5 protein-coding genes and 1 tRNA gene are annotated in these 12,452 nt (G+C 65.6%); 4 read left to right on the forward strand and 2 right to left on the reverse strand.

What is annotated here, in order from left to right:
- Positions 1–10: 10 nt before the first annotated feature.
- Complete coding sequence (locus tag B0E55_RS29010; RefSeq protein ID WP_080910971.1) at positions 11–9,322, reverse strand: type I polyketide synthase; 9,312 nt, start codon at positions 9,320–9,322, stop codon at positions 11–13.
- Between the two features lie 419 nt (positions 9,323–9,741).
- Between B0E55_RS29010 and B0E55_RS29015 the strand changes: the two genes are divergently transcribed.
- Positions 9,742–10,458: a hypothetical protein gene (locus B0E55_RS29015; RefSeq protein WP_046378796.1), complete on the forward strand. Its 717-nt coding sequence runs from the start codon at positions 9,742–9,744 to the stop codon at positions 10,456–10,458.
- A 73-nt stretch (positions 10,459–10,531) separates the two neighbouring features.
- Positions 10,532–10,613: transfer RNA gene (locus B0E55_RS29020), tRNA-Leu, on the forward strand.
- Positions 10,614–10,670: 57 nt separating this feature from the next.
- Here B0E55_RS29020 and B0E55_RS29025 read toward each other — a convergent pair.
- Positions 10,671–11,390: an aspartate/glutamate racemase family protein gene (locus B0E55_RS29025; RefSeq protein ID WP_080910972.1), complete on the reverse strand. Its 720-nt coding sequence runs from the start codon at positions 11,388–11,390 to the stop codon at positions 10,671–10,673.
- 233 nt (positions 11,391–11,623) lie between these two features.
- Here B0E55_RS29025 and B0E55_RS29030 point away from each other — a divergent pair, with 233 nt between their 5' ends.
- Together B0E55_RS29030 and B0E55_RS29035 are read left to right on the forward strand one after the other, a co-directional pair.
- Entirely contained in the window at positions 11,624–12,031 is a 408-nt protein-coding gene (locus tag B0E55_RS29030; protein WP_021333455.1) for a hypothetical protein, read from the forward strand.
- Complete coding sequence (locus B0E55_RS29035; protein WP_003945334.1) at positions 12,028–12,408, forward strand: DUF3817 domain-containing protein; 381 nt, start codon at positions 12,028–12,030, stop codon at positions 12,406–12,408. Before B0E55_RS29030 ends, B0E55_RS29035 begins: the two co-directional genes overlap by 4 nt.
- Positions 12,409–12,452: the final 44 nt, after the last annotated feature.

A 12,452-nucleotide genomic window follows, 5' to 3' on the forward strand; every position in this document is an offset into this window, starting at 1 on the left:
ACCGTGATTATTACTTGCAGCCGGGCAGATTCGAGCGGTACACCAGATCTGCGCCGAGTCGTGCGTCCTCGCTCAGCAGCATGTCCGCTTCGAGCTGACGCGACGCCTTTGCCGGCGTTCCGTCGGCACCGAGGCGACGATCCGCCGGGCGCTCGTAAAGGCTGTCGCCACCGCACATCGCCTTGGCGAGGCGGCGCTGACCGTCGATCGTCCGCTGCTGCGCCGCAGCAACATAGTCGGCGCGCTTGTCGGCCGGAACCGACTCGACGAATGCCTGCGGGTGCACGACTGCGATCAGGCCGGAGACGTGACCGAAGCCGAGGCTGGTCAGCAGGCCGGCACGCAGCGGAAGCTGATCACCGAACTTGAGCGGCTGACGTGCCCACACGAGGTGCTCGAACTCGGCCATCTTGTCGTCGACGCAGTCGAGGCTGCGGTTCGGCGGGACGATGCCCTGGCTCAGTACCTGGCAGAGCCCGATCAGCTGGAAGGCTGCGGCACCACCCTTGGCGTGACCGGTCAGGCTCTTCTGCGATACCACGAACATCGGCGCACCTTCACTGCGTCCCAATGCCCCGGCGAGGCGCTCGTGCAGCTCTGCCTCGTTCGGATCGTTGGCGGCAGTGGAGGTGTCGTGCTTGGAGATCACGGCGATGTCGTCGGCGCTCACGCCGAGAGCGTTGAGCGAGAGTGCGAGCTGCGAATCCGCTCCCCCACGTCCGGCGCCCAGTGCTCCGAGTCCCGGTGCCGGGATCGAGGTGTGGACACCGTCGGCGAACGATCCGGCCCAGGCGACCACACCGAGGACGGGCAGGCCCATCTCGAGTGCCAGGTCTCCGCGAGCGAGGAGAATCGTTCCGCCACCGGCCGACTCGACGAATCCGCCGCGGCGACGATCGTTGGCCCGCGAGAAGCGGCGATCCTCGATGCCCTTGGCGTGCATGTCCTCTGTCTTGGCAGTGGCCGACATGTCACCGAAGCCGATGATGCCTTCCGTGCTCAGATCGTCGAACCCGCCGGCAACAACCAACTGGGCCTTGCCGAGTCGGATCTTGTCGACGCCTTCTTCGACGGATACCGCGGCCGTGGCGCAGGCGGCGACGGGGTGAACCATCGCGCCGTAACCGCCGACGTACGACTGAACGACGTGCGCTGCAATGACGTTCGGCAGCGCTTCCTGCAGGATGTCGTTCGGACGGTTCTCGCCGAGCAGCGTGTCGATGTACAGGCTCCGCATGGAGGTCATGCCGCCCATGCCGGTGCCCTGCGTGTTGGCGACCAGGCTCGGGTGTACCCAGCGGAGCAGTTCGCTCGGAGTGAAGCCGCCGGTGAGGAAGGCGTCCACCGTTGCGACGATGTTCCAGAGTCCGACGCGGTCGACCGAATCTGCCATGTCGGCGGGGATGCCCCACTTGGTGACGTCGAAGTTGGTCGGGATCTGGCCGCCGACACTGCGAGTCAGCTTCATCTTGCGCGGGACGCGGATCTCGGTGCCTGCCCGGCGGGTGACCGTCCAGTCTCCGGACTCGGCGGAAACCGTCGCCGTCGTGTTCTCCGGATCGGATTCGACGAAGGCCTGAGCCTCTGCCTCACTGCCGACCACGAAGCTCAGATCCTTGTCCAGGAACACGGAGGTGAGCAGCGGAGCGGTGTTGTCGATCATCGCGCCCTCGTCGACGTAGCGACGGATGCCGCAACGCTCGACGACTGCGTCGTGGTACTTGTCGGCGATTTCCGCCTCGGGTACCAGGTCACCGGATTCGACGTCGTACCAGCCCGGCTTGGGGTCGTTCTCCCAGACGATGAGTCCGGTGTTCCACGCCAATTCGAGAACGCCTGCGGCAGAGAGCTGCTCGTCGACCTCCATCTCGAAGCGGGTACGCGAGGAACCGTAGGGTCCGAGCTCTCCGGCACCCACGATGACCACGAGGTCCGCGGGGGTGACGTCCAGTTCGGGCCAGCTCGGAGCCTTGACCGAGTCGTCGATGCGAGCCGGCGTGGGCAGCGCCAGGATGCTGGACTCGTCCACTGCTTCGTCGACAGCCTCGGCGATCTCGGCAACCTCGGCAGCTTCCTTGGCCAAAGCACCCAGATCCAGGTTGGCCTCGGACAGTCCGCCGGTCAGGTCGACCTCGAGCGGAGCCTCTGCTGCAGCGCGCCGCGACTCGCGGGTTGCCGTCTTCAGCAGTTGGGTCGCCATCTCCTGGGTGGACCAGGTGCGGACGCCCGCAGCTTCGACCGCGTCGACGATCGGATCGTTGTGACCCATGAGTCCGGTTCCGCGAACCCAACCGATGACCGCGTGTGCCAACGTGACCCGCTCGGCCCAGTTCCGCTCGGCCTTCCAGCGGTTGACCACGGCGATCAGCGAAGCCTTGGCCTCACCGTAAGCACCGTCGCCGCCGAACGTTCCGCGGTTCGGCGAACCGGGCAGCACTACGTGCAGGTGCGTGTCGACATCGCTGTCGTAACCGATCTTCGACAGACCGCCGATGAGGCGCTCCACCGACCAGAGCAGCACGCGCATTTCCATTTCGGCGCGAGCGCCGGCGTCGGAGAGTTCGCCGCCGACACGCGGAGCTGCGAACGGGAAGAGCATCGTCGGCGTCATGGCCGGCTTGATGAGCTTCTTTGCGCCGCCTGCGTTCTCGGTGGCCTCGTTGCCGATCCAGTCGATCAGTGCGTCGACGTCGGTGTACGACGCCATGTTCGCGGGAACCACCCAGAGGGCGGCACCGGCGCGAGCGTTCTCGCGGTACAGGTCGCGGTAGAAGCCGAGACGCTGACCGTCGAGTCGTGAGGTGGTCACGAATACCGTTGCGCCACCGGCAAGGAGCTTGCCCGTGACCGCTGCCGCGATGGAACCCTTGCTGGCGCCGGTCACTACTGCGACCTCGCCTGCCCACTCGGGTGCGTCGGTTTCTGTCGTCACGGCCGCATCAGCGATGCGGGTGTAGACCTCGGCGACCGCGGTGCGGCCTTCGTCGGTTGCACGGGTGGCCCACCACTTCGCCTGTGCGGCGACGGTGGAACCGGCACCGATGAAGTTCTCGACCGACAACGCGGTGTCACCGAGCCAAATACGAGCGAGATCCTCACGCGCACTTGCCCAACGGTCGTCGAGCAGCACGGCTTTCTGTGCGTCGAATGCCGGAGCAACCAGACGCGGCCAGTCGGAGCCGAGTTCAGCCGAGACCAGGTCGACCAGTTCGGTGTCCTCGACCGTCGCGACTGCCGTTTCTTCGTTCAGTCCGAGCTGCTCGAGTACCAGGCGTGCAGCCGAGGCCAGAACGCCGTTGCGTCCGGTGATGTTCTCGGTGAACTCACCCAGGGCGGCTGCGTCGACGGTTCCGCCGCTTCCGCCGCCGGTAGCCGGCAACGAGACGCTGACTCCGCGTGCAGAGCCGACCGAGGCAACTGCGCTGTCGATGACTGCGTCGACCGCTGCGGCGTCGGCCAGTGCGCCGGAGCTCAGGCCACCGAGGTCGCCGCCGCGGATGCTGGCGCCGTCACGGGTGCCGAGAGCCACTGCTGCGGTGACGTGGTGCGCCCAGCCGTCGCCCAGTTCCCAGACCTTCTTGACGCGGTCGGCGATGTAGCCGGGACGCTTGCCCGAGGGGCCGAAGACCTTGCGCAGGTGATCGTTGATCGAATCGGAGAGCACCGGTCCGAACGGCTTGTACGTACGGGCGAGCTTGTCGACGGTTGCTCCCAAGGAGCCCATGTCGGCATCCGCGGCACCGTCGATGGCGCCGAGGGACAGCTCGGAGCCGAGGTCGACCAGAAGCTGGTTACGACGCGAGGAGACGCCGTCGCACAGTGCCTCGATCGTGTCGGCGGGGCCGACCTGATCGGGACGGAGCTTGGTCCACAGGCTGATCAGGACCTTCGTGGCGTCGGGCGCCTTGAAGGTGAGGTCGTCCGGACGCGGTCCACCCGAGGGTGCAGCCGGCGCAGCAGCTGCAACCGGAGCAGCGGCCGCGGCAACCGGTGCAGCCTGCGCAGCAGGCGCTTCGATCTCGTCGTCGTCATCGACGGCGGGGTCGACGTCGGTGCCGTAGACGATCGCAGCTTCGCGCTCGACGTTGAGAACCTCGACCGGGTAGCCGAAGCGGCCCGGCAGCTTGAGGGTCTGCGACGCGAGGTTTGCAACGGTCGGGGCAGCACCGAGACCGATCTCGACGAAGCGTTCGACCCCGAGTCCACCTTCGGACTCGTCACCGAAGAGCAGGTCCTGCGTCTCGATCCAACGGACCGGGCTGGCGAACTGCCAAGCCAGCAGCTCGATCAGGATGATGCGGGACAACTCGTGAGTGCGCGTTGCGTAGCTGTCGAAGTCTGCAAGGACTTCCTGCAGCGGCTCGGACGGCACCAGGTCGGCGATTTCCTGAACGAAGTCACGACGCAGCGAGAACGGCTTCGGAACCAGGTTCGGGATGTAGCGGCCGATCAGGATGTCCGGATCGATGTCGTGCGGGAGCAAGTCCTGCAGGCACACGCGGAAGTCCGCCACGCCGCCACGAAGGACGGTGGAGTGGAACGGCACGTCGATGCCGGGAACCTGGATGTATGCCCGCTTGCCACCGAATTCTGCTCGGCGACGATCGATTTCGACCTCGAGTGCGTCGAGACCGGCTACCGAACCGGCGATGGCGTACTGGCTGCCGCGCAGGTTCAGGTTGACGATTTCGAGGAACTCACCGGAGGTCTCGGCGACACCGGCGACGAAGCCCTGCACGTCGTCGTCGGAAACACCGATCTGCGACGGGCGAATAGCAGCCATGCGGTAGTCGGAGCGACCGGCTTCGTCACGGGGAACGAGCTGGTGCATGGCGGAGCCACGCTGGAAGACGACCTCGAGAAGTGCTTCGAGCGGGAAAACCTCGGCGACAGCAGCGAGTGCGTTGTACTCACCGACCGAGTGACCGGCCAGAAGGGAATCCTCGATGAATGTTCCTGACTCGCGCAGCTCGGCAACCTGGGCAACACCGAGAACGGCCATGGCCACCTGGGTGAACTGAGTCAGGTGCAGGACACCGTCAGGATGCTTGTGCTCGACACCGCGCGCCTTGACGGTCACCGGGTTGTCGCGCACGACAGCGAGAATCGAGAATCCGAGCGCCTTGCGGGTGTGCTTGTCCGCACGCTCCCAGACGTCGCGGGCGGCCTTGGAGCGTGCACGAGCGTCGAGGCCCATGCCCGGGCGCTGGATGCCCTGGCCGGGGAAGGCGTAGACGGTCTTCGGTGCGGCAGTGCGGCCGGTGGCGACCATCACCAGTTCGCCGTCGATGCGGCAGCCGACCTCGACGATTTCTGCGCCCTGGTCGATGCCGACACGGTCGACGCGGACGTCGATCTCGGCGCCGGGGCGAACCATCCCGAGGAAGCGGGCGGTCCAGGCGGTCAGGCGGCGCGGCGGGACGCGGGTCTCGGCCGGGTCGACTGCGGTGACTACCTGTTGCGCTGCGGCGGAGAGCCACATGCCGTGCACGATCGGGGTTCCGAGGCCGGCCAGCAGAGCGGCGTTGTCGGAGGTGTGAATCGGGTTGTGGTCACCGGAAACCTGAGCGAACGCACCCATGCTGACCGGCGCGAGGATCTTCGCGTCACGGCGACGACGACGCGAGGTGTCGACAGCCGCATCGCTGATCGATCCACCGGCGCGAGCCGGGTCGGCGAGTTCGCCAGCGCCGGTGCGTCCGCGGATCGCGAAACGCTCGGTCATGGTGACGACTGCGGGGGCGTCGAGGCCCTCGCCGAGCATGGCACCGACCTCGACCTTGACCTCGACGACGCGACCGAGGTCGGTGTCGAGAACCGAGGCGACCTCGGCATTGACCACGAGAATGCTTGTCTCGGAGGGCAGCTCACCGACGAAGTCGACGGTGTGGTCGAGGTGGACCAGGTCGAGCATGCCTTCGATGACTGAAAGACTGTCGAGCTTGGCTGCGCCGAGGACTGCGAACACTGCAGGCCAGCATGCTCCGACGACGACGTCCGGAACAGCCTTGCCGCTGACACTGAGCGTGGCGGGCAGACCCGAACCGGTGACACCGGCGTGATCGGCGATGCGATCGGGAACCCACGCGACGTTGAGGCGAGCCTTGCCGTTCTTGACTGTCGGAAGTTCCTGTCCGGCAGCAACTGCCAGGAGCGCGGACATCGCACCTTCGGCATCGGCTTCGGTGACAACCGGAGCGCCGCCGTCTACGACGGACTCGGGGATGGTGATCGTGATGTCGACCGACTTGTCTGCCACCAACGGAACCGAGAGCAGCACGTGCGAGGAATCGACGACGGTCAAGCTGGACCCCGTGGTGCCGTGAACTGCCTTGTCGGCAGACTCTGCGTTCCACTCGTCGAGGTCGCCGAGGCGACGGACGGGGTTCTGGGTCAGGCGGCCGGCCCACTGGAGGTCGGGAGCGGAGAGGACGGCGTCGAGAAGTCCGGGTGCGGAATCCTGGTGGCGACGGCTCGCGAGTGCAACCGGAGCGGCTCCGGCAGCAACCAATTCGTCGTAGGTCGCCTTCTCGAAGCGATCGAGCAGGTCACCGACCGGCTCGTCGACACGGGTGATGCCCGCGACGGCGACGGTGCCGGGGATGACACAAACCTGATCGGCGGTGTAGCGGGGATCGTGTGCCTGCCACAGGGAGTCGCTGCGCCACCAACGGCGAACGTCACCGTCGACGACGGGAACGAAGTTGACCGGCTTGCCCGGCGTCTTGCACAGCGAAGTGAAGAACGAGACGTCTGCGGGATGCAGAACCGTCGTCGAGTAGTCCGGGTACGACGCCTGCAGTGCGCAGATCGCAGCCTCGGGGCGCTCGAGAGTCTCGGCGTCGCCGAACAGTGTGGGGATCGGGCCACGGTCGACCGGGTGCAGACGCGCCTCGGTGCGCTGGAGCATCTCGCCGAAGCGAGCACGCCAGGTGATGTCGAGCCACGGGCTCGAGGTCGCCTCGACGATGGCGTCCTGAAGATCTGCGCCGCAATCGAATTCCTTCGCCGCGTCGATACCGACGGTCAGCTCGAGGTAGCGGCGCAGCCACTGTGCGTACGTCATGGTCTCGACGTCGCCGAAGTACGGCTTGGCGGTGACGTCGAGGGCGGCGATGATCTCGTCGCGGCGCTCTGCCACTGCCTCGGAATCGCCGGCAACCTCGTCGAGGAGGCGTCCGGTGCGCGAAGCCGCGTTGTCGATCTCGTGAATGTCGGCACCGAGCTGGCTACGGCCAGAGGCCATTCCGCCTTCAGCGGTACCGGCACCGACCCAATCCGGTGTACCGGGCGTGTCGACGAGGAGCTGCTTGACCTCAGGAGAGGTGGTGGCCTCGAGAGTCGCCATGGCTGCAGTGCCGACCAGGATGCCGTCGACGGGCATAGCCGGGAAACCGGCTGCGGCAGACCAGCGACCGGTGAGGTAATCGGCTGCTCGCTCGGGGGTTCCGATGCCGCCGCCGACGCAGATGACCAGGTTCGGACGTGTACGCAGCTCGGCGTACGTGTCGAGGAGCAGGTCGTCGAGGTCTTCCCACGAGTGGTGTCCGCCGGCGCGGCCGCCTTCGATGTGCACGATGACCGGGAAGTTCGGAACCTCGTTGGCGATGCGGATCACGGAGCGGATCTGCGCCACGGTGCCGGGCTTGAACGCGATGTTGGTGATGCCGATCTCGGACAGCTCGTCGATGAGGGCAACGGCCTCTTCGAGTTCCGGGATACCGGCGGTGACGATGACGCCGTCGATGGGAGCGCCGGCAGTACGGGCACGCTGCACCAGGCGCTTGCCACCGAGCTGCAGCTTCCACAGGTACGGGTCGAGGAACAGGGAGTTGAACTGGACCGCACGGCCCGGCTCGAGCAGCATCTTCAGCTCTGCGACACGGTCTTCGAAGATTTCCTCGGTGACCTGTCCGCCACCGGCGAGCTCAGCCCAGTGACCGGCATTGGCTGCCGCGGCAACGATCTTGGCGTCGACCGTCGTCGGCGTCATGCCTGCGAGCAGGATGGGTGAACGACCGGTCAGCTTCGTGAACGCGGTCTCGACGCCGATGCGGCCACCGGGAAGCGAAACAGGCTTCGGCGCGAATTCGCTCCACGAACGGGAGACCTCAGGCGCAGCACCGGGGGTGAGCAGATTGCGGTGTCCGCCGCGGGTGGCGGCGGCGATGATGCCGATGCCCTGCCCACGCAGCGAAGAGGACGTCATACGGGTCAGCTGATCGCTGGGTCCGAGATCGAGAATCCACTTGGCGCCGGCGGAGATTGCGCCGTCGACAGCCTCGACCCAGTCGACCGGATCGACGAGGACACCCTGTGCAAGTTCACGCGCACGGTCGGCATCGAGACCGCAACGGGTTGCCCAGCTGCCGACAAGTTCGACCGCCTCGGCCAATGCTGGGTGATGGAAGCCGATTTCGGTGTCGAGCGGATCGAAGGACGGAGCGAAGACGGAACCGCCACGCTTCTTGCCCTCTCGCTCGCGAGCTTCTTCGGCTTCGATCTGCTCGCAACGCTCTTGCACGCGTGCCAGCTGAGCGGGCGGTCCGGCGAGAACGACGCGGCGACGGCCGTTGCGAATGGCGAGGACAGCCGCGCGTTCGGGGGCAACACCCTCGGCAAGCTCGGCGACGATGGCGGCGAGACGCTCGGGATCGACGCCCGAGACCGCAACCATCGGCTTCGCGGAGGCGCCGGCGATGACGCCGCGGCGACGGCCGACCAGGCTGGCAGCAGCACCGACGAGCTGTGCGACGGCGAGGAGTTCACCGTCGTCGTTGCCCTGCGCGGCTACGGCAGCGGTGGCCAGCAGGCCCTGCGAGTGGCCGATGACGGCAGCAGGCGGGTTGCCGGCTACATCCAGACCCTGAGCGGAGAGTGCACGCAACGCCGCAAGCTGCGTGAGGAAGACGCCGGGGAGTGACACCGGAGCTGCGGTGAGCGCGGCAGCGGAAGGCCCGGCCGACTTCTCACCTTCTTCTTCGTCGACGATCTCGGCTTCGAGCATCCACGCGATCGGATCGAATCCGACCGGGCGAACCACGAGGAGATCCTGTGCGACGGGCGCGAGGCGTGCTGCTGCGTCATTGACCAGATCGGTCAGAACGGGCTCCAGGCCGTTGTCACGGCTGAGCTCCTCGAGCGAAGTGAGCCAGGGAGCGCCCTGTCCACCGAAAGCGATTGCGTAGGAAACGCCGTTGTTCAGCGAATCGACGAGGGCACCTTTGCTGGTCGTGCGGGACTGTCCCCCATCGACGCCGAAACGGCGTCCACCCTTCGAGTCGCGTCCGTTTCCTGTAGGTGTCGTGTCATCGATCGTCACGCGTACGTCCTCTCCTGGTCACCTCTGCGGCGAGGTGGGATTTGCGGTGTGCTGCCCGGCTGAAGTGCTCGCGAATTCGTCGAGAGAATCGACGGAGTCAGGGCGTTCGTGCAAGACAAGGTTTACACAGAATCATGAGGATTTCCTCACGTTTGTCGGCACCCTGGAAATCTGGACTTTCGAGGCCGTGATCTTCCTCACGAGACTTCGAGAAAGTGACTCGCGAGTAGGTCGCGAACGCCCTGCCTGGGACTGTTACCGGGATTTTCAGAAACCTGAGGAACCCCTCATATTTATTGTTACCAATTCGTGACCTCCTTGACGGACGGTCGATCCCGTGCGTTCCGGGCCACCATCTGTCGGACCCCCTCGCTACGTTCAGCGCGTCCACACCGGACGACTTCTCGGGGGGAGAAATCATGAAAGACACAGACGTAGTCAGAGCGGCCGAATTCATCGGCGCCGAGCTTCCGCGCGAGGCGTGGCCGCATTGGAATCAGGGATGGCCGCGCGAGTCCGAAGCCGCCCTTCTCGATGCGATCTTCTCGTCGCGCGCCGCCTACGGAACACCGAAGACCGGAGTCCGCGCCGTCCTCGACCGTTGGCGCACACACCGCTCGGTAGCCGCAGGCGAACACCTCGACAGCTTGTCCGCTCTCGCCGCCTTCACCGACCGTGGCGACGAGCTCGCAACGATTCTCGGCAATCGCCAGCGCGTGCCGGGCAACTACTTCACCAAAGCCGAGGGTGCGGCTCGTGCGGCCAAAGCGCTCGCCGACGCCGGTTGCCGGTGCGGTGCCGACGTCGAGGACACCGAAGGCCTCCGTTCGGCAGTCGTCTCCGTTCCAGGCCTGGGCCCCAGGACCTTCGAGACGCTGGTATTCCTGTCTGGGAAGTTGACGGCAACTTCGATAGATCTACTTGCACGGTTCGCCACCGAAGCAAGCAGTAGCGAGGAATTGTTGTCGAGCACCGACGCAGCCGAGTTGCTAGTTGCGGTTGCCGAACATCTCGATGTCGATGTTCGGACACTCACCCACGCTGCGTGGCGGTATCAACGCACGGCCGAGCAACCGCGCCGGTCGAAGAAATCCACCACGCCGCCCGCAGCGGATCCACTCGCCGAAACGGCCTGAGAGCGGGCGGGCGCATCCCGACCAGGGTGGTGTGCCCGCGAGCGATTCCACTCGCGTATCCTTTGAATTCCGCGCGCGAGTGGCGGAATTGGCAGACGCGCTGGATTTAGGTTCCAGTGTCTCAGGACGTGGGGGTTCAAGTCCCCCCTCGCGCACAACGAAAAGCCCCGCCGGATCAGATCCGGCGGGGCTTTTTCGGTTCTAGATCAGGCTCAGCGCTTTCGAGCCTTGACCGGCGGGGTCATGTATGTCGTCCGACTCGGCGTCAGCCCCAGACGGACCGAGCTCTCCAACCACGTGATCGCCGACGCCGTCGGATCCACAACCGGAACGTGAATCCCTTTGCCATGCAGCCTGTCTCGGACCGCACTGGCCACACCGAGCATCCCGGTGCAACCGAGAACGACGGAATCGGCCTCGCCGTTCTCCACTGCCGCAGACGCCTGAGCGGCCAGTCGATCAATCAGTTCCTCCCGATCGGTGAGGCCCAGCACCGGCATGTCCACGACTCGAATACTGCCCAGCCGACTATCGAGCCCATACCGCCGAGTGAGCGATCGCAGCATGGGCACGACGTTCGGCAGGATGGTCACGACACCGACGCGATCGCCCAGACTCATCGCTGTCAGAAATGACGGCTCGAAGCCGCCGACCACCGGAGCGTCGATGATCTCTCGGGCGGCATGCACTCCGGGATCGGCGAAACACGTGATGAATACACCGTCGACGCCGTCGACTGCCGCCTCTTCGACCCGCTGCACGATCCCGGGGCCGGCCAGTGCCTCGTCGTGCTCGGACTCGATGCTCGCCGTGCCAGAGAGCAGTGACACGACATCGACCGTCGTGCCGGGCGCCGCCCAGTGCTCCACCTCGGCTGTCACCGCCGGAGTCAGCGTGGTGTCGATGACCGGGCGAATCACTCTGATGTGCATGAAACACTCCCCTGCTTTCGGATACGCCCCGAGGTTATCGATGCAGCACAGCTGGGAAAATGTGTTCAGTGCCTGGCGTTGCGGGTGAGGATGGGCATAGCGCACAGGCGCTGCGGCACGGACTACACGACACGCCGTGGCACGGCATCTACGACACGCCGTGGCACGGCTTCTACGACACCGTGTCGGAGATCGCAGGGCGAGGCACTATAGCTCTCAGGTACCGTCTTAGTGTGTCCAAGAACGCTACTAAACGCCGACCTGCGCTGATTCTGCTGGTCATCGTGTCAGCTGCCGGCTGCCTCGCGCTCGGCTGGTGGCAGTGGGAGCGCTTCGAAGCCGTCGGAGGCTCGGGACAGAATCTCGGGTACGCGTTCCAGTGGCCGCTCTTCGCGGCGTTTGTCGTGTACGCGTATCGCAAGTTCGTTCAGCTCGAAGACGTGGATCCCGAAGAGGCCGAAGCCGAGGAAGCCGCCGCGGAGCCGCGTGAGATTCCCGCCGACCTCTTGCCGCAACGCCCGCAGGCCGAGTTCGACGATGTGAACCTCGACGTCGACGACCCTGAAGCCCGCCAAATGCTGGAATACAACGACTACCTTGCGCAGCTCGCCGCTCGCGAGTCCGATAGGAGCACGACGTGAGTACCGGTTCGGAAGCGAGCATCGCTACCCCCGCAGTCAACGCAGAAAAGCAGAAGAAGGTTGCGTCGGCGCTCGTCCGATACCGCGTTCTCGCCTGGATCACCGGCCTCTGGCTGCTGTTCCTGACCGGTGAGATGGTCTACAAGTACCTGATTCTCGACAATTCGGCGGACGCACCGTCGTGGTTGTTCTACATCGGCCAGATCCACGGCCTGTTCTACATGCTCTATCTCGTGTTCACGATCGACTTGGCGATCAAGGCCCGATGGAAGCCCGGTACGACGGTTGCCACCGCGCTCGCCGGCACGATCCCGTTCCTGTCGTTCGTGTTCGAGCACAAGCGGACTGCCCAGGTGAAGCAGGCTTATCAGCTCTGAGAGTTTCGAAAAGTAGAGCCCTGAACGCAGACGCGTTCAGGGCT

It is taken from the genome of Rhodococcus sp. 66b, assembly GCF_002076325.1.
GTDB classification, from domain to species: domain Bacteria; phylum Actinomycetota; class Actinomycetes; order Mycobacteriales; family Mycobacteriaceae; genus Rhodococcus_F; species Rhodococcus_F erythropolis.